11 protein-coding genes and 1 pseudogene are annotated in these 19,337 nt (G+C 74.7%); 3 read left to right on the top strand and 9 right to left on the bottom strand.

All coding sequences use genetic code 11. The annotated features are described in order from the left end of the window. Positions 1–206: 206 nt before the first annotated feature. Positions 207–494: a hypothetical protein gene (locus CCN39_RS05845; RefSeq protein ID WP_086839110.1), complete on the top strand. Its 288-nt coding sequence runs from the start codon at positions 207–209 to the stop codon at positions 492–494. 150 nt (positions 495–644) lie between these two features. Continuing rightward, positions 645–2,288: a glycoside hydrolase family 13 protein gene (locus CCN39_RS05840; protein WP_086839108.1), complete on the top strand. Its 1,644-nt coding sequence runs from the start codon at positions 645–647 to the stop codon at positions 2,286–2,288. 58 nt (positions 2,289–2,346) lie between these two features. Here the strand turns inward: CCN39_RS05840 and CCN39_RS05835 are convergent, their stop codons facing one another. From CCN39_RS05835 to CCN39_RS05795, 9 genes and pseudogenes are all read right to left on the bottom strand, one after another. Next, positions 2,347–2,946: a LuxR C-terminal-related transcriptional regulator gene (locus tag CCN39_RS05835; RefSeq protein WP_086839105.1), complete on the bottom strand. Its 600-nt coding sequence runs from the start codon at positions 2,944–2,946 to the stop codon at positions 2,347–2,349. 101 nt (positions 2,947–3,047) lie between these two features. After that, a complete protein-coding gene (locus tag CCN39_RS51020; protein ID WP_208630154.1) occupies positions 3,048–3,644 on the bottom strand; it encodes a PAS domain-containing protein in 597 nt (198 codons plus the stop codon). 146 nt (positions 3,645–3,790) lie between these two features. Further along, complete coding sequence (gene fabG, locus CCN39_RS05825) at positions 3,791–4,525, bottom strand: 3-oxoacyl-[acyl-carrier-protein] reductase (protein ID WP_086839101.1); 735 nt, start codon at positions 4,523–4,525, stop codon at positions 3,791–3,793. Next, positions 4,522–5,481, bottom strand: coding sequence for a beta-ketoacyl synthase N-terminal-like domain-containing protein (locus CCN39_RS05820; RefSeq protein ID WP_086839099.1), 960 nt, complete (start codon positions 5,479–5,481; stop codon positions 4,522–4,524). The genes fabG and CCN39_RS05820 overlap by 4 nt, the downstream gene beginning before the upstream one ends. Continuing rightward, the gene (locus CCN39_RS05815; protein ID WP_086839097.1) at positions 5,478–6,701 is read right to left on the bottom strand and encodes a beta-ketoacyl-[acyl-carrier-protein] synthase family protein; all 1,224 of its coding nucleotides are present in this window, start codon (positions 6,699–6,701) and stop codon (positions 5,478–5,480) included. Before CCN39_RS05815 ends, CCN39_RS05820 begins: the two co-directional genes overlap by 4 nt. Continuing rightward, positions 6,701–6,952 (bottom strand): acyl carrier protein, encoded by a 252-nt coding sequence (locus tag CCN39_RS05810; protein WP_086839095.1) that lies wholly within the window; start codon positions 6,950–6,952, stop codon positions 6,701–6,703. Before CCN39_RS05810 ends, CCN39_RS05815 begins: the two co-directional genes overlap by 1 nt. A 10-nt stretch (positions 6,953–6,962) precedes the next feature. Next, positions 6,963–7,172: an MbtH family protein gene (locus tag CCN39_RS05805; RefSeq protein ID WP_086839093.1), complete on the bottom strand. Its 210-nt coding sequence runs from the start codon at positions 7,170–7,172 to the stop codon at positions 6,963–6,965. After that, positions 7,169–17,086, bottom strand: a pseudogene (locus tag CCN39_RS05800) (non-ribosomal peptide synthetase); the annotation flags it as partial. The gene CCN39_RS05805 and the pseudogene CCN39_RS05800, both read right to left, overlap by 4 nt. 26 nt (positions 17,087–17,112) lie before the next feature. Beyond that, positions 17,113–18,360, bottom strand: coding sequence for a condensation domain-containing protein (locus tag CCN39_RS05795; RefSeq protein WP_086839089.1), 1,248 nt, complete (start codon positions 18,358–18,360; stop codon positions 17,113–17,115). 140 nt (positions 18,361–18,500) lie between these two features. Between CCN39_RS05795 and CCN39_RS05790 the strand changes: the two genes are divergently transcribed. Then, the coding region (locus CCN39_RS05790) for an ATP-binding cassette domain-containing protein (RefSeq protein ID WP_086839087.1) at positions 18,501–19,337 on the top strand (837 nt) is incomplete at its 3' end.

The following is a 19,337-nucleotide window of genomic DNA, read 5'->3' as shown; positions in this document are numbered from 1 at the left end:
CGGGGCGGTCATCCACCGATTGACGGAGAATTCGCGGCTTCGACCGGTCGGCGGGGTTGACGCCGCCCGGAACTCCGGCAAACCGGGGACTTCCGCCCGCGATCCGCTGGTTCCGTTGCCGCCGCGGCGATCCACGCCATCATGGCGTTACCCCGTTCCGAAAAGGCCGGGAACACCCCACCGGAAAATCCTGAAAGGACACAGTCATGACCGCTGTCGAAGCCGCCGCTTCCGCACACTTCTCCCGCGAGAGCGGTGCGCTGAAGCCCCTCGAAGTCCCGGAAGCCGTGCTGCCGCTGGCCTGCGCCGCGGAGTTCGACACCGTCTACGTGGGCGTCATCGGGTTCACCTACATCTACAAGGCGGCCGCGCACGCCTTCCGGGGCGGGTTCGACGACAACGGTCTGCCGGTGGCGGGCGGCCCGGCCGCACCGGACCGCATGTCGGCCGTCGAACTGCTGAACGCGCGCAGCGCGGTGCTCGGCACGCTGTGACCACGGTGGGTCCTGCGATCACCGGCCGCAGGACCCATCCGGACCGGCCGCGGCCCGACATCGTCGCCCGTGGCCGGCTTCACGCTCCACGCGCGATCCGCGGAAAAAGCTCAACCGGGCGCTCACGGGCCCGCGTGCGAGAATCGGGCCGTGGCCCTCCCTTCCCGCGCCCGGTCGTTCTGGGACGACGCGGTCGTGTACCAGCTCTATGTCCGGTCCTTCGCCGACGGCGACGGTGACGGCGTGGGTGACCTCGCCGGGGTGATCGGGCGGCTCGATCACCTCGCCGGGCTCGGCGCCGACGCGATCTGGCTCAACCCGTGCTACCCCTCGCCGCAAGCGGACCACGGCTACGACATCGCCGACTACCGCGGGATCAACCCGGAGTACGGCACCCTCGGAACGTTCGACCGCCTGGTCGCCGAGGCGCACGCGCGCGGGCTGCGGATCCTGATGGACCTCGTCCCGAACCACTGCTCGGACCGGCACCCGTGGTTCACCGCGGCGCTCGCCGCCGGCCCCGGCTCCCCCGAGCGCGCCCGGTTCCTCTTCCGCGACGGCCGGGGCGACGAGCCGCCCAACAACTGGCGGTCCGTCTTCGGCGGTCCCGCCTGGACGCGCGTCACCGAGCCCGACGGCACGCCCGGGCAGTGGTACCTGCACCTGTTCGCTCCCGGGCAGCCGGACTTCGACTGGCGCCACCCCGAGGTCGTCGCCGAGTTCGACGACGTCCTGCGGTTCTGGTTCGACCGGGGTGTGGACGGCTTCCGCATCGACGTCTGCCACGGGCTGATCAAGGACGCGGCCCTGCGCGACTGGGACGGCGACGGCTACAACGCCCACAGCTGGAACCAGCCGGAGGTGCACGAGATCTTCCGCCGCTGGCGCGCGCTCGCCGCGGGCTACGGCCCGGGCCGCGACCTGCTGCTGGTCGGCGAGGTCTGGGTCCCGGACCCGGCCGACCTCGACCAGTACCTGCGCCCGGACGAGCTGCACCAGGCGTTCTCGTTCGACCTGCTCGTCCAGCCGTGGGAGGCGCGGGCACTGCGCGGCGCCGTCGAGCGCGCCGCGGCCCGGACCGCCGCGCACGGCGCGCCGGCGGCGTGGACGCTGGCCAACCACGACGTGCACCGGGCGGTCACCCGCTACGGCATCGTCCGCCCCGAGCCGGCGCCCCCGAGCAACGACGCGTTCGCGGCGCTCATGCGGCCCCGCGGTGAGGTCGACGCGGCCCTGGGCGAGCGCCGCGCCCGGGCGGCGCTGCTCCTGCTGCTGGCCCTGCCCGGTTCGGTCTTCCTGTACCAGGGCGAGGAGCTCGGCCTGCCCGAGGTCCTCGACCTGCCGGACGACGCCCGCCAGGACCCGGTGTTCCACCGCTCGGCCGGCCGCGAGAAGGGCCGCGACGGCTGCCGCGTCCCGCTGCCGTGGTCCGCTGACGCGCCGGCGTTCGGCTTCAGCACCGGGACGCCCTGGTTGCCGCAACCGGCGTGGTTCGCCCGGTACGCCGCCGACGTCCAGGAGAAGGACAGCACATCGACGGTGCACCTGTACCGCCGGGCGATCCGGACGCGGCGGGAGCTCGGGCTCGGCGCACCCGGGCCGGTGGAGTGGCTCGAGACGGGCGCTGACGCGGTCTTCGCGTTCCGCCGCGGCGATCTGGTGTGCGTGGTCAACACCGGCGCCGGCGCGTTCACCCCGCCCGCGGAGTGGGGCGAGGTCGTGCTGGCCAGCGGGGAAGGCGATGTCGTGGCGGGCGACTCCGCGGCCTGGTTCGCGCCACCCGCGACGTCGTGAACGACTCGTTCCCGGCGTCCCACGCCGGGAACGAGCCATTCGAGGCACGGCGCCCGGGTCAGGAACCGGCGGCCTTGCGGGTTCCGTCCAGCAGCCGCGGGTCGACGCGGGGCGGCCAGGCCGGGGTCGTGTACAGCCCCTCCGCGTGGGCCCTGGCCACCAGGGACGTCCGGTTGGGGACACCGAACCGGCGGATCAGCGCACCGACGTGGTACTCCACGCCCTGGCGGCTCAGGTGGGCCCGCCGGGCCAGCTCCGCCGTCGGCACCCCGGCCGCCAGCCCCTCCAGGACCAGGGCCTCCAGTGGCGTCAGGAGCGGACGGCGGGCCCGTGGCGGCCGGTCCGCGTCCGGCCGGACGGCCACCACGATCCGCCGCGAACCCGCCAGCGCCAGCGCGGTCAGCTCCGCGGGCACCGCCGTCCCGCCGGGACCGGCGAGCACCACCCGGGCGGCCGCTTCGAACCGGGCCCCGGTCGCGAGGTCCGTCAGCGCGCGCCGCGGTTCTTCGGCGAAATCGGGGTGCAGGTAGTCGAGCAGAGCGCGGTGCCGCAGCTCGAACGCGGAAACGCCGAAAACCGCGAAGAACCCGTCTTCGGCGGTCACCACACGGAATTGCCCGTCGACGCACGCGACGTGCCAGGTTGCCGGTTCGCCCATGTCATTCACCCCGTAGCGCTCGAATGACGGCAATTCAACAATCCGGACGGCCGGGCCGGTACCCGCGATCCACGGGAGCCGGAACCCCGCGGCGCGGAGACTCAGTCGTCCCGGGCGTGCGGGGCCACGCGCGGCGGCCAGTGCGCCGCGCACAGCAATCCCGCCGCGTAGGCCTTCGACACGAGGGCCGCCCGGCTCGGGGCCTCGAGCCGGCGCAGCATCGCGCCGATGCGGTAGTCCACGGCCTGGCGGCTCAGGTACAGCCGCATCGCGATCCGGACCGTCGGCTCGCCCGCCGCCAGCCCTTCGAGGATCCGGACGTCGAGGCCGGACAGCCGGACCGGGTCAGCCGGCTCGACCGGGCGGAGCAGCAGCACCAGGCCCACCTCGCCGTCCGCGCCGGTGATGGCGCGCGCGGCCACGTCCGCGGAGACCGGGCCGGCGAGCCGCTCGTCGAAGGCGTCCGTCCGGCCCGCCACCAGCTCCGCCAGCCCGCGCCGCACGGTCTCCTGGACCGCGGGCGGGAACCAGCCGGGGAACCGGGTGCCGATGAGGTCGTCCGGGGTCGTGCCGAAGAGCCGCGCGCAGGCGCCGTTCACCCGCCGGGCGACCAGGTCACCGTCCAGTTCGACCATCCCGGCCGCCGGCTCCGGGTCCTCCGGGAGCCGCCTTCCCCGGCGCAGGGCCGCCTCGCTCATGCTGATCACCGTCCCGTCGCCCGCGGCTCCACCGATGTGCGGAGCCGCCTCGCTCACGTTAGGTACGGGAGGAGGCGGAGGCGAAGACAGTTCGGTTCCGCGCGGAGCCGGGGTCCGCCGAACGCGGAACGGCTCCGGCTCGCGGGTCACCGGATGAGCCCGCCGTCGACGTGCAGCACCGAGCCGGTGATGTACCGGGCCTGGTCGGAGGCCAGGAAGCCGGCCAGGTCCGCGACCTCGCCGGGGGTGCCGAACCGCCGCAGCGGGATGTCGGCCAGCGCGCGCTCGCGGGTCCGCTCGTCGAGCACCGCGACCATGTCGGTGTCGATGAACCCCGGTGCCACCACGTTGACGCGCACGCCGTAGCGCCCGACCTCCTTGGCCAGGGCCTTGCAGAACCCGATCGTGCCCGCCTTCGAGGCGCTGTAGTTGGTCTGCCCGGCCGCGCCGTGCACGCCGGCGATCGAGCTGATCGCGATCACCGTGCCCGCCTTGCGCTTCATCATCCCGAACACGACCGAGCGGCTCACGTGGTACACGCCGTCCAGATTGGTCTCCAGGACGGCTTTCCAGTCCTCGTCCGGCATCCGGACCAGCGGCTGGTCGCGGGTGATCCCCGCCGACGTCACCGCGACCGCGACCGGGCCGAGTTCGCGCTCGGTGCGCGCGACCCACGCCCGGACGGCAGCGGCGTCGGCGACGTCGGCCCGCTCGGCCAGCACCCGCACGCCCCGCCCGGCCAGCTCCTTCTCGACCTCGCGGGCGGCGTCTTCGTCGGCGCGGTAGCAGAAGCTGACGTCGAAGCCGTCGCCGGCCAAGCGCATCGCGACCGCCCGCCCGATGCCCCGCGAGCCACCGCTGACCAGGGCCACCCCGCTCATCGCGGGCCGCCGAGGCGCAGGACCGCGGCCACCACCGCACCGTCGCGGTCGGCCGAGCCGACCAGGGCGACCTCGCCCGGCTCGCCGGTCGCCAGCACCGCGGCGACCTGGAACATCGCCGTCGCCGCGCCGGTGTCGCCGATCAGCTCCGCCACCGGGTCGGGGCGGCCCGGCACGCCGGACCAGAACTCGATCGCGACCTCACCCGCGGACACGCCCGCCGCGGCCAGTGCATCGTCCACACAGGACGACAGCACGCCCTCGACGTCACCCGGCGGCGCGACCCGCGACCGCACGGCGAGCACCTCGGCCAGCGCCGGGTGCTCCCCCGCGGGCTCGACGCGCAGCATCACGCAGCCCTCGCCGAGCACGCCGCCGACGCCGCTGTGGGCTTCGATCCAGGACCGCGTGTCGGAGTACTCCTCGACGGCGCCGACCAGCACGTTCGACGCCCGGCCCGCCCGCAGCAGGCGCAGCGCGCAGGCCAGCGCCGACAGACCGGCCACCCGCCCGCCGGCCAGTGTCACGTTCGGCCCGGTCAGGCTGTGCCGGATCGCGCACTGCCCCGCGGCGGAGTTCATGATCGAGTTCGGCATCCGGCCCGGATCGACGAAGTACGGCTTGGCCTCCGTCAGCGAGGAACGGGTGAAATCCATCGTGCTCTGCAGGCTGCCCATGGTGCCGATCACGAGCCCCGAGCGGTCGCCGCGTTCGGCGGGCCGTCCGGCGGTCAGGCCGCCGACCGCCCACACCGCCAGCCCGATGAGCCGGTCCATCGACCGGGTGCCCTTGCGGCCCAGCAGCTCGCGGACGTCGAAGCCGGGGACCAGCGCCGCCGGGTGGGCCGCGCCGTCGGACACGGCGGCCGCGCGGCCGGCCCGCAGACCGTCCACGAAGGACTCGCGATCGATGCCGTACGGCGAAACCGCCGTCCACGCCGTGATGACCGGGTTCACCGGGGCACCTCCTCGTCGAACCGGCCGAGGACGACGACGGCGTTGTTGCCGCCGAAGGCCAGGCCGTTGTTCTGCACGATCCGCAGGTCGGCCTCGACCGCCTGGTTGGGCACGCAGTCGATGGCGCACTCCGGGTCGGTCTCGCGGTGGTTGATGGTCGGCGGGATGAACCGGTGGGTGATGCCCAGCCCGCACGCGATCGCGGCCAGCGCGCTCGCGGCGCCCATCGCGTGGCCGAGCATCGCCTTGAACGACACGGTCGGCGGCGGCTTCTCCCCGTACACGTCCCGGATCGCGCCCGTTTCGGTGACGTCGTTCGCGGGGGTGCCGGTGCCGTGCGCCGAAATCAGGTCCACCTCGCCCGGCTCGGCCCCGGCGTCGGCCAGTGCCAGCTCGATGCACTCCTTGATGCTCGCCCGGTCGGGCGCGACGGGGTGCAGGGCATCGCAGTTGAGCGCGTACCCGAGCACCTCGGCGTAGATCGGGGCGCCGCGGCGCAGCGCGGACTCCGCGGTTTCCAGCACGATCATCCCGGCGCCTTCGCCGGTGAGAATGCCCTTCCGGTCCTTGTCGAACGGGCGGCAGCAGTCCGGCGCCACCGTTCCGAGCCGGTAGAAGCCGGCGAACGTCTTGCGGCACATGGCGTCCGCACCGCCGCACAGGGCGAAGTCGGCTTCGCCCGTGCGGACGGCGTCGAACCCGGTGCCGATCGCGTAGTTGCCGGCCGAACAGGCGGTGGCCACCGTGACCGCTTCCACATCGGACAGGGCGAGGTCCCGCGCGACGGCGGCGGACAGCCGGGTGGCCGGCGAGCGCCGGGCCAGGACCGGGTCCATCGCCGCCGGGCCGTCGGCGAGCTCCAGCTCCGCCAGCCGGTCGAGGTCGTGGGCCTCGCCGTCGGTGGTGCCGACGCAGACCATGCCCCGCCGGGCCCGCAGCTCCTCCTCGGTGATCCCGGCGTCCTCCACGGCCATCCGGGACGCCGCGACGGCGAACCGGCTCGCCCGGCCGAGCTCGTCCGGGTCGATCCGGCGGATCCAGGGCCGCGGGTCGAAGCCCGCGACCTCGCAGCCCAGCGTGTGCTCGAACCCCGCGGTGTCGAAGACGCTGATCGGCCGGGCGCCGCTGCGGCCGGCCCGCAGCGCGGCCGCGAACTCGGCCCGGCCGATGCCGATGCTCGACACGACTCCGAGCCCGGTGACGACCACCCGGCGGCTCATCAGATCGCTTCCGCCTCGGTGACGACGCGGTAGACGCCGTCGAGCGTGAGCATGGTCTTCAGCTGCGATTCGGCGATCTGGATGCGGTAGCGCTTCTCGCACTGGGACACCAGCTCGATGAGCGAGAGCGAGTCGACGCCGTGGTCCTCGACGAACGAGCTCGTGCCGGTGACCTCGCCGGGTTCGAGTTCGAGCACGTCGGCCACCAGGTCGCGGAGCTCGTCGTAGAGCTCGGTCTGCACTTCGGTCATGGCGGGACTCCTATTCACCCATGGCGCGGACGAGGCTCGCCGGCCGCATGTCGGTCCAGTGCTCTTCGACGTGGGCCAGCGCGGCTTCGCGGGTCGCGTCGCGCAGGACCACGGTCCAGCCCGCGGGCACTTCGGCGAAGGCCGGCCACAGTGAGTGCTGGTTCTCGTCGTTGACCAGCACGTGGAACGTGCCGTCGGGGTCGTCGAACGGGTTGCTCATCGCTGTTCCTCTCCGGAATCGTGCCTACATTCGACCAGTGCGGTGTCGAGGATTTCGCCAATCCGCGCCAGCGGTCCGGGCTGGCCCAGGTCGGCGTGCACGGCGTCGACGGCGTGCACGTCGACGGCATCGACGTGCGGGCCCCAGGACCCGGCCGGGTCGTCCTGGGCGTCCGTGGCGGCGAAGTGCAGCAACCGCCCGGCGTAGTGGCCGGGCACGAACTTCCGCATCAGCTCGTCGTTGTTGCGCCACACCGCCACCAGCCGCCGCAGCCGGCCCTCGCCGAAGTCCGGCGAGCGGCCGGAGCCGGCGGTCGCGTCCACGATGGTCGCGTGGATCTCCTGCTCGCTCACCGGTTCGCCGCCGCGCACCCCGGGGTGGCTGTCCAGGCTGGCCAGGAGAGCCGTTTCTTCGCCCTGCTCCTGCAGCAACACCGCGATGTGGTGGGCGACGAGCCCGCCGAACGACCAGCCCAGCAGGTGATACGGCCCGGACGGCCGGATCGCCCGGATCCGGCCGAGGTAGTCCGCCGCCATCTCCTCCAGCGACGCCGGCAGCGGCTCGTCCCGGGCCAGTCCGCGGGCCTGCAGGCCGTAGACCGGCCGCCGGGGGTCGAGGTGCGGCAGCAGCCCGGCGTAGGACCAGCTCAGCGCGCCGATCGGGTGCACGCAGAACAGCGGCGGCAGGTCCCCGCCGGTCCGCAGCGGGAGCACCGGGTCGAACGCGTTCTCGCGGACCTCGGCGTGGCCCAGCCGTTCGGCCAGCCCGGCGACCGTCGGCCGTTCGAACAGGGTACGGACGCTCAGTTCGGCACCCAGCGTGGCGCGGATCCGGCTGACCAGCCGGGTCGCGGTGAGCGAGTGCCCGCCGAGGCGGAAGAAGTCGTCCCCGGCACCGACCGACGGCACCTCCAGCACCTCGGCGAACACGGCGCACAGCGCGCGTTCCCGCTCGGTGCGGGGCGCACGGCCGCTGCCGGACAGCTCCGGCGCGGGCAGGGCGGCCCGGTCCAGCTTCCCGCTGGCCGTCACCGGGAACGCGGCGAGCGCGACGAAGGCCGCGGGCACCATGTACTGCGGCAGGCGCTCGGCCGCGTGCGCCCGCAACGCGTCGGCGCCGGCGGTCCCGATGACGTAGGCGACGAGCTGGTGGTCGCCCGCGGCGAGCGGGCGCGGCAGCACGACCACGTCCGAGACGCCGTCGTGGCCCCGCAGCACGGTTTCGATCTCCGCCGGTTCCACGCGGACGCCGCGCACCTTGACCTGGTGGTCGACTCGGCCGAGGTATTCGACCTCGCCGTCGTGGTTCCAGCGCGCCCGGTCGCCGCTGCGGTACATCCGGGAGCCGGGGGCCCCGAACGGGTTCGCGACGAACCGTCCGGCGGACAGCCCCGGCTGCCCCTGGTACCCGCGGGCCAGCTGCGTGCCCGCGAGGTACAGCTCGCCGGCCACGCCGGGCGGCACCGGCCGCAGCCACCGGTCCAGCACGTACAGCTGGGTGTTCCACAGTGGACGTCCGATGGGGACGGTCGCCACCGGGCCCGGCGGCGACGTCCACGCGGTGACCTCGATCGTCGTCTCGGTCGGGCCGTAGAGGTTGTGCAGCTCGACGTCCAGGGTCGCGTGGAGCCGGTCGCGCAAGGCCGGGGTGAGGGCTTCGCCGCTGCAGAACACGCGGCGCAGCCCGGGCAGCCCGGCGGCTTCGGGCAGGAACTCCCGCAGCATCGACGGGACGAAGTGGACGTCGGTGACGCCGAGGCGCCGGATGACGTCGGCGAGGTAGCGCGGGTCGCGGTGGCCGCCGGGCCGGGCGAGGACGAGCGTCCCGCCGGAGATCAGCGGCCAGAAGAACTCCCACAGCGCCACGTCGAACCCGCACGAGGTCTTCTGCAGCACCCGGCCCGGCCGCCCGAACGTCTCCCGCATCCACAGCAGCCGGTTGGCCAGCGCCGCGTGCGGGACGACGACGCCCTTGGGCTTGCCGGTCGACCCCGACGTGTAGATCACGTACGCCGCGCTGTCTCCCGAGACCGGGCCGGGGAGGCCGGCGTGGTCGACGTCGCCGTCCAGCCGGACGTCGTCGAGGACGAACACGGGCCGGGCGTCCCCGAGGAGGTGGGCGACGCGCTCGGCCGGGTAGTCCGGGTCGATCGGCAGGAACGCCGCGCCGGTGCGCAGGACCGCGAGCAGCGCCACCACCAGGTCCACCGACCGCGGCAGCGCGATCGCCACCACGGTTTCCGGGCCGGCGCCGCGGCCGGCCAGTGCGCGCGCGAGCCGGTCGACGCGGGTGTTCAGCTCGCGATAGGTGAGCTGCTCGTGCTCGTCGAGGGCGGCGAGCGCCTCGGGCGTCGCCACGGTCTGGGCGCGGACCAGCTCGGGCACGGTGACCGCCGGTGTGGGGTGCGCGGTGGCGTTCCACCCGGTCACCACCCGGTCGCGTTCCGCGCCGCCGGTCAGCTCCAGCGCTCCGATCGAGCGGGCCGGATCGGCGACGGCGGCCCGCAGGACACGGATGAGCCAGCCGGTGAGCCGCTCCGCGGTACCGCGATCGAACAGGTCGGTGCTGTACTCCAGCGAACCCGCCAGCCCGGCCGGCGCGCCGCCGTCGTGCTGTTCGGCGTAGTCGAAGAGCAGGTCGAACTTCGCGGTGCCGGTCTCCGGAGTCTCGACCACCGCGGCCAGCCCCGCGGGCTCGTCGGCCGCGTCCGGCACGTTCCGGGCCACCAGCATGACCTGGAACAGCGGGTTGCGCGCCAGGGACCGGGCGGGGTCGAGCGCGTCGACGACCAGCTCGAACGGCACGTCCTGGTGCGCGAACGCGGCCAGGTCGGTCTCGCGGACGCGGGCGAGCAGCTCCTCGAACGACAGGTCGCCCGCGACGTCGGTGCGCAGCACCAGCGTGTTGACGAAGAAGCCGACGAGGTCTTCCAGGGCCCGGTCGGTGCGGCCGGCGACCGCGGTGCCGATCGGGATGTCCGTGCCCGCGCCGATCTTCGCCAGGGTCACCGCCAGCGCGGCCTGCACGGCCATGAACACCGTCGTCCCGGTGCGCCGGGCCAGCTCGGCCAGGCCGCGGTGGGTCTCGGCGTCCACGGCCAGGGGAACCCGGTCGCCGCGCAGCGACAGCGCGGCCGGGCGCGGGCGGTCGAACGGCAGCGCCAGCTCGTCCGGCGTGCCCTCGAGCGCCTGCCGCCAGTAGCCGAGCTGGGTGCTGACCGCACTGTCCGGATCGGACTCGTCGCCGAGGCTTTCCCGTTGCCACAGGGCGAAGTCGGCGTACTGCACGGGCAGCTCCGCCCACTCCGGGGCCGACCCCGCCGTCCGCGCGCGGTAGGCCGCGGCGAAGTCGGCGGTGAGCGGGCCGAACGACCAGGCGTCCCCGGCGATGTGGTGCAGCACCAGGGCGAGGACGTACTCGCCGCCGCCCGGGGCGAACAGGCGGACCCGCAGCGGCAGGTCGGCGGCGAGGTCGAACGCCTCGTCGACGAACCGCTCCACCGCGACTTCCGTGGCGACGTCGAAGCGCAGGCGGGCCACGGCTTCGTCCGGGTCGAGCACGTGCTGGTACGGGGACCCCTCGTGCTCCGGGAAGACCGTGCGCAGGCTCTCGTGGCGGACGACGACGTCCGCGAGCGCCGCCCGGACGGCGTCCCCGTCGACCTCGCCGGTCAGCCGCACCACCGTCGGGATGTGGTAGGCCGGACCGCCGTCGCCGAGCTGGTCGAGGAACCACAGCCGCTGCTGGGCGAACGACAGCGGGATCCGACCGGGCCGCTCCCCCGCCCGCAGCGCCGGCCGGGCCGGGGCGGTCGCGGCGTCGATCGCCCGGGCCAGCCCGGCGACGGTCGGCGCCTCGAACACGGCCGAGACCGGCAGTTCGACGCCGAAGACCGCGCGGACGCGGCCGACCAGGCGGGTGGCCAGCAGCCAATGCCCGCCGAGGGCGAAGAAGCTGTCGCCGGTCCCGATCGCGAACTGCCCGAGGATGTCCGCGAACAGTCCGCGGAGGATCTCTTCGCGCGGCGTCTTCGGCTCACCACCCGCCCGGGTGGCCACCGGCCACGCGGGCTCGGGCAGCGCCCGCCGGGCGATCTTGCCGTTCCCGTCGACCGGCAGGGCGTCCACCGGGACGAGCACCGCGGGCACGAGCGCCGCCGGCAGCTTCCCGGCCAAGGCCGCGCGCGCCGCCGTGACGTCGAAGTCGCCGGCGGGCACCACATAGCCGACGAGGGACGGCTGTCCCGCAGGGTCGGGCCGGACCGCGGCCGCGGCGGCGCGGACGCCGTCCAGCGCGTGCAGCGCCGCTTCGACCTCGCCCGGCTCGATGCGCACGCCCCGGACCTTGACCTGGTCGTCGGCGCGGCCGAAGTACTCCAGCTCGCCGTCGCGGTTCCAGCGGACGCGGTCACCGGTGCGGTACATCCGCGCGCCGGGCGGGCCGAACGGGTTCGCGAGGAAGCGCTCGGCGGTGCCGGCGGCGCGGCCGGCGTAACCGCGGGCCACCCCCACGCCGCCGACGTACAGCTCGCCGACCACCCCCGGCGGGACGAGCCGCAGCTCCGGGCCCAGCACGTAGAGCTGCGTGTTGCGCACCGGCCGTCCGATCGGGACGACGCCGCCGGAGCCGAGCGAGGCGTGCGTGACGTCGTCCGAGCACTCGGTGGGGCCGTAGGCGTTGACCAGGCCGATGTCCGGGAACCGGGCGAGCCAGCGGTCGCGCAGGTCCGGCGGGAACGCCTCGCCGGTGACCACCAGCCGGCGCACGGCGGCCAGGTCCACCCGCGGGTCCCAGTCGTCGAGGGCGGTGCGCAGCAGTGACGGCACCACCTCGACCACGGTGACGCCGTCCGCGTCCACGACGTCGAACAGCCGGCGCGGGTCGGACCGCAGGTCGGCGCCCACGACCCGGACGGCGCCGCCGGCCAGCAGCGCGGCGAACAGCTGCCACACCGAGATGTCGAACGTCAGCGGGGCGTTCTGCAGCACGGTGTCGGCCGCGGTCAGGCCCAGGTCCTCGAGCTTGGCGAGCAGGTGGTTCACCATGCCGCCGTCGCAGACGACGACGCCCTTGGGCCGTCCGGTCGAGCCGGAGGTGAAGAGTACGTACGCCGCATCGCCGGGGTGCCGCGACACGGGCGCGAAGTCCACAGTGGACCCTCGACCGCCGACGATCCGCAGGCCCGGCACGGCCGCGGCGATCTCCTCCGCTCGCGGGCCGTCCAGCAGCACGGACGCGCCCGCGTCGGTGAGCATCCCGGCGATCCGCTCGACCGGCGCGGCCGGATCCACCGGCACGTACGCCCCGCCCGCGGCCCAGACCCCGAGCACCGAACCGGCGAACTCGCGGCCGGGCTCCCCGAGGATGCCCACCACCGCGCCCCGGCCGGGCAGCGTCGCGGCCACGCCCGAGGCGAACGCCCACAGCTCGCGGTAGGTCCACGCGCCGTCGTCGTCGGCGATCGCCTCCGCGTCGGGCGTCGTCCGCGCGCGTTCCCGCACCCTCGTGGGCACGTCGACGAACTCCTCCTCGCGCGTGGTCTCGTTCCACGTGGTCAGCACCAGTTCGCGCTCGGCCGGGTCGAGCACGGTGAACGCGCTGATCGGCCGGTCCGGGGCCGCGGCCAGCTCGCCGAGCAGCCGGACGAGCCGCCGGGCGATCGCCTGGCCGGTCTCCGGATCGAACAGGTCGGCGGCGGCCTCCAGGAACGCCCGGATGCCCGCGGGCGCGCCGTCCTCGTCGTGGCGCTCCCGCATGATGAACATGAGGTCGTAGTCCATGGCTTCGAGGGCCTGGTGCTCGAACCCCGCTTCCAGGCCGTCGAACTCGAAGCGTGCTTCGTCGAGGTTCTCGAACTCGAGCATCACCTGGAACAGCGGGTGCCGCGCGGGCGAGCGCACCGGGTTGAGCGCGTCGACCACCCGCTGGAACGGCACGTCCTGGTGGCTGAACGCGGCCAGGTCGGTGCGCCGGACCCGGTTCAGCAGCTCGCGGAACGTCGGGTCGCCGCCGAGATCGGTCCGCAGCACCAGGACGTTGACGAAGTTGCCGATGAGGTCGTCCAGTGCCTCGTCGGTGCGCCCGGCCACGGCGGTGCCGAGCGGGATGTCCGTGCCCGCGCCGAGCTTGCCCAGCAGCACCGCGAGCGCGGCCTGCACGACCATGAACGCGGTGGTGCCGGTCTGGCGGCAGACGGCGGTGAGCGTGCGGTGGGTCGCCGCGTCGATCTCGAAGTCGAAACCGAGGCCCCGGTAGGACGGCAGCGCCGGCCGCGGCCGGTCCACGGGCAGCGGCAGTTCCTCCGGCAGACCGTCCAAAGCGGACTTCCAGTGGGCCAGCTGGCGCGCGAAGCCACTGTCCGGATCGGACTCCTCGCCGAGGATCTCGTGCTGCCACAGCGTGTAGTCCGCGTACTGCACCTTCAGCGGGGGCCACTCCGGAGCGTGGCCGGCGGCGCGGGCGTTGTAGGCGTCGGCGAAGTCGCGGGCGAGCGGGACCAGCGACCAGCCGTCGACGGCGATCTGGTGCAGGATCAGGACGAACAGGTGCTCGTCGGCGGCCTCGCGGAAGAGCACCGCCCGCACCGGCAGTTCGGCGGTGGTGTCGAAGCGCCGGTGCACCGAGGCGATCGGGCCGGGCCCGCGGACGTCGAGGCGGGCGAGTTCGCGCGCCTCCGCGACGCTCAGGATGCGCTGCCGCGGTTCGCCGTCGACAACCGGGTACAGCGTGCGCAGGGACTCGTGCCGCTCGACGACGTCGCCCAGCGCGGCGGCGAACGCCTCGACGTCCAGCTCGCCGTGCAGCCGGATCGCCAGCGGCGGCATCTCCAGCGAGCCGGCCGGTCCGGCGAGCTCGTCGATGAACCAGAAGCGTTCCTGGACCGACGACAGCGGCAGGTCCGCACCCGGCCGCGGCCGGGCGGTCAGCGCGGGGCGGACCGCGGCGGCACCGGCGAGCCGGCCCGCCAGCTCGGCGACGGTCGGTGCCTCGAAGATCGTCCGGACGCCCAGGTCGGCGCCCAGGACCGTGCGGATCCGCCCGGCCAGCCGGGTGGCGAGGACCGAGTGCCCGCCGAGGTGGAAGAAGTCGTCCCCGGCACCGACCGACGGCACCTTGAGCACCTCGGCGAACAGCATGCAGAGGATCTGCTCCAGGGAGGTCCGGGCGCGGCGGTCCCGCCCGCCGGAGAAGTCCGGTGCGGGCAGGGCGCGGCGGTCCACCTTGCCGTGGGAGGTCAGCGGGAAACTGCCGAGGACCACGAACGCCGAGGGCACGCAGTGCTCGGGCAGCCGGGCCGCCGCCCGCGCGCGCAGCTCGTCCGGTTCGGCCGGGCCGGTCACGTAGGCGACCAGGCGGCGGTCGCCGTCGTCGTCCCGGGCCAGCACGAGCACGCCGGTGACGTCGTCGCCGTCGGCGAGCACGGCTTCGACCTCGCCGGGCTCGATGCGGAAGCCGCGGATCTTGACCTGCTCGTCGGCGCGGCCGCGGAACTCCAGCTCGCCCCGGTGCCAGCGGGCGCGGTCGCCGGTGCGGTACATCCGCGTGCCCGCCGGGCCGAAGGGATCGGCGACGAACCGCTCGGCGGTGAGGCCGGGGCGGCGCAGGTAGCCGCGTGCGACCTGGGTGCCCGCGAGGTACAGCTCGCCGGTGACGCCGGGCGGCACCGGCCGCAGCGCGGAGTCGAGCACGTAGGCGTCGGTGTTGGCGATCGGCCGCCCGATCGGCGGCGCGTCGCCGACGTGCTCCGGGAGCGTGCGGCCGGTGGCGTTGATCGTGGTTTCGGTGGGGCCGTAGAAGTGGACGACCCCGCGGGTCGCCGCGCGCAGCCGGTTCGCCAGCTCGGCCCCGACCGCCTCGCCGCCGACGATCGCCCGCAGCCCGGCGAGCGCGGCGGCGTCCTCTTCCAGGACGTAGTGCCACAGCGCGGGCCCGGCGTCCATCAGCGTGATCCGGGCTTCGCGGATCAGGCGGGTCAGCGCGACCGGGTCGCGGACGGTGTCACGGCCGGCGACGACGAGGGTGGCCCCGGCGGTCAGCGGCGCGAACAGCTCTTCGAGGGAGATGTCGAACGTCGGCGCGGCGACGGCCAGCACCCGGTCCCCCGGCGCGTGCCCGCAGGTGCGGACGACGTCGGCGATCGCGTTGGCCAGCGCCCGCACCGGCACCACGACCCCCTTGGGGCGGCCGGTCGAACCGGACGTGCTGATCACGTACGCGGGGTGGTCCGGCCGCACGTCGCGCGGCGGGTCGGTGTCCGGCCGGTCGCCGGCAGCGGTTTGCTCGAACCCGGCGTCGCGCAGCACGACGACCGGTGCGGTGTCGGCGATCAGCCCGGCGATCCGCTCGGCCGGGTACCCGGGGTCGACCGGGAAGTAGGCCGCGCCGGACTTGGCGACCGCGAGGGCCGCGACGACCAGGTCCGCCGAGCGCGGCAGCACGACGGCCACCACCTGCTCCGGCCCGGCGCCCGCGGCGATCAGCCGGTGCGCCAGCCGGTTGGCCCGCGCGTTCAGCTCCCGGTAGGTCAGTCCGGCGCCGTCGTGTTCGACGGCGACGGCGTCCGGGGTGCGCGCCGCCTGCGCCTCGACCAGGTCCGCGACCGGCGGGCCCGGCTCGTGCCGCGGCCCGCGGCCGACGGCCAGCACGCCGGCCAGCTCGGCCTCGGCGAGCAGGGGAACCCGGCCCAGGGGCCGGTCCGGCTCGGCGACCACGGTCCGCAGGAGGTCCAGGACCCGGTCGAGGGTGCGGCGGGCGGTCACGGCGTCGAGGACGTCGTCGCGGTACTCCAGGCGCAGGCTCAGCTGCCGGCCCGGCGCCGCGGTCAGGCTCAGCGCGTAGTGGGTGGCGTCCCGGGCTTCGGCGGCGCTCGCGCGCAGCCCGGCGAGCTCGCCGTCGAACCCTTCGGACGCGAGCGGGTAGCTCTCGAAGACGAACGCCGCGTCGAACAGCTCGCCGAGCCCGGCCTGCTGCTGGACCTCCCAGAGCGCGAGGTGCTGGTGCGGCAGCAGGCCGAACTGGTCGCGCTGCAGGCGTTCCAGCGTGCCGGCGAGCGTGGCGGCCGGGTCGAGCCGGACCCGGACGGGCAAGGTGTTGATGAACAGCCCGACCATGTCCTCGATGCCCGCGACCTCCGGCGGCCGGCCCGCGGTGACCGCACCGAACACGACGTCGGAGCGGCCGGTGAGCCCGCCGAGCACGATCGCCCAGCAGCCCTGCAGGACGGTGTTGAGCGTCATCCCGCCGGCCCGCGCCCACGCGGTGACGTCCGCGGTCAGCCGGTCGGGCACGGCCACGACCAGCGCCTCGGGCAATTTCGGCTCGCGCAGCTGCCCGGGCGCGGCGATCAGCGTCGGCTCGGCGAGACCGTCGAGAGCGTCGCGCCAGGCCTGTTCGGCCGCGGCGCGGTCCTGGCCGCGCAGCCACTTCAGGTAGTCGCGGTAATCCGGCACCGGCGGGACCGGCCGGCCGGCGTAGAGCGCGAAGAGGTCGCGCAGGATCAGCGGCATCGACCAGCCGTCGGTGAGGACGTGGTGGTTGGTCGAGACGAACCGGTACCGCTTCCCGTCCAGCCGGATCAGCAGGAACCGCAGCAGTGGCGGGTTTTCGACGTCGAACGGGCGGACGCGCTCGGCGTCGACGAGCGCGTCCGCTTCGCCGTCCGGGCGGCCGCGGAGGTCGACCTCGTGCCACGGCAGGCGGGCCCGGGCCGGGACGACCTGCACCGGTTCGCCGGAGCGGCGGCGCCGGAAGCAGGCACGCAGGGCCGGGTGCCGGTCCAGCAGCGCCTGCCCGGCCGCCCGCAGCGCTTCGGCGTCGAGGTCGCCTTCGAGGTCGACGACGAGCTGGACGCTGTAGACGTCGGTCCCGCCCAGTGCGGCGTGGTAGAGCAGCCCTTCCTGCAACGGCGTCGGCGGCAGGACGTCCTGCAGTCCCTGGGTCGTCACAGCACTCCCTCCCGGGCGAAGTCCGCGAGGAACGCCACGAACCGCGCGGCGTGCGCGGCCACCTCGTCCGGGCGGTACAGCGCGGGGTTGGCGATGACGGTGAGGGGAAGGCCGCCCTCGGGGGTTTCGCCGATGACGAACTCGATGTCGTCGACCTGGCCGGTGGACACGTCGTGCACGGTCGCGCGGCAGTCGCCGAAGAACCGTTCCTGGCCGACGCGCAGGATGTTCACGGTGGGGCCGAACGGGCGCGGATCACCGGGCAGTCCCATGTGGCCGCGCACCTTCCGCCCGCGGTAGCGCTGGTGCCGCACCGTCCGCTTGATCTCCACGGCCGCCTCCGCGACGAGCTCGCCGCGGGTCATCCCCGGCCGGATCGGCACCGGCACCGGCACCGCGTTCGCCACCATGCCGGGCACCGACCGCAGCCGCGGGTCCGTGCGGGCGGTGGTCAGCAGGTTCAGCAGGACGTCAGTCGTGCCGGTCATCCGCTGCACGTACGCCGCCGTCGCGGCGATCAGCAGGCTGGGCAGGGCCGCCCGGACGTCCCACGCGGCCGCCCTGAGTTCCCGCGCGACTTCGCCGGGCACCAGCGCGGCCTCGCGGACGAAGTCGGCCGCGGGCACGAACGGACGGCTCGACAGCGTCGTGGGCTCGGGCTTCCCGGAGAACCTGCTCGCCCACATCGCCCGGTCGCTCCCGTGCCGGGCGGGATCGGCGTGGTACGCCACGTCGTCTTCGACCAGGAGCCGCAGGGGCGGCGGCGCGCCCTCCCCCGCCGCCGGTCCGGCGTCGTAGATCTCGAGGATGCGCCGGAACAACAGGAGCTGGCTGAAACCGTCGGACACGACGTGGTGGACGGCCACGTAGCCGAGGTGGTGCTCGGGGGCGACGCGGATCAGCGCGAACCGGGGCACCATCGGCGCGGTCAGGTCGAAGGGCTTGCGGACGTCCGCCCGCATCCACGCTTCGGCCGCGTCACAGCTCAGCTCGAGCAGCGCGATCTCGGGTTCCCCGGCCACGACGGCCTGCCGCACCTCACCGTCTTCGGCCACGAACTGCACGCGCAGGGTCTCGGCTTCGCGGACGGCGGCCCGCACCGCGTCCGCCCACCGGCCGGCGTCGAGCGGGCCGTGGATGTCGTAGACGCCGCCGAGGTTGTACACGGCGTTGCCCGGCTCGCGGACGCAGCGCTGCCACAGCTCCGACTGGGCCGCGGTCAACGGTAGCGCGGTTTCGGGCATCGGGGCGCTCCTCTCCGGGGGATGGCGGGGCCGCCAGTATCAGCAGCCCGGGACTGGCAAACCGCAAAAGCGCGAGTTGGCGCCATGCCAGTTCGGCCGGGGCCAGGATCGGCGGGCAACCGCCAGGAAAGGGGTCCGAAGTGGACGCGGTCGTCGAGACCTACCGGCTGCGCAAGCGTTATCCCGGCCACGAAGCGCTGCGCGGCGTCGATCTGCAGGTGCCGTCCGGGACCGTGCTGGGCCTGCTCGGCCACAACGGGGCCGGCAAGACCACCACCATCCGCATCCTCGCGACGCTGCTCGCGCCCGGTGGCGGGTCCGCCCGCGTCGCCGGGTTCGACGTCGCCCGCGAGCCCCGGGAAGTCCGGCGCCGGATCGCGCTCGCCGGCCAGTACGCGGCCGTCGACGCCCAGCTCACCGGCCGGGAAAACCTGGTGCTGCTGGGCCGATTGCTGCGGCTGGGCAGCCGGGGCGCCCGCGCGCGGGCGGGCGAGCTGCTGGAGCGGTTCGACCTCACCGCCGCCGCGGACCGGCAGGCGGGCACCTACTCGGGCGGGATGCGCCGCCGGCTCGACCTGGCCTGCTGCCTGGTCACCCGGCCCGCGGTGCTGTTCCTCGACGAGCCGAGCGCCGGGCTGGACCCGGCCAGCCGCCGGCTGCTGTGGGCCGAGATCCGCGAGCAGGTCCGCGGCGGCATCACCGTGGTGCTCACCACGCAGTACCTCGAAGAAGCCGACCAGCTCGCCGACCGGATCGTGGTGCTCGGCGCCGGTTCGGTCGTCGCGGAAGGCAGTCCGGAGGAGCTGAAGCGGAAGGTGGGCGGCGAATGGCTGGGCGTCGTGCTGGCGGACCCGGCCGACGTCCCGGCCGCGGCGGCCGCGCTCGGCCCGGCCGTGTCGGACGTCGACCGCGCGGCGGGCCGGCTCTCCCTGCCGGTGGACGACGGCATGGCGACCGTCGCCGCCGCGGCGGCCGCC

It is taken from the genome of Amycolatopsis kentuckyensis (assembly GCF_002155975.1).
Classification (GTDB): domain Bacteria; phylum Actinomycetota; class Actinomycetes; order Mycobacteriales; family Pseudonocardiaceae; genus Amycolatopsis; species Amycolatopsis kentuckyensis.
The sequence above is the reverse complement of the archived record's forward strand: the minus strand, read 5'-3'. Positions and strand labels throughout refer to the sequence as shown.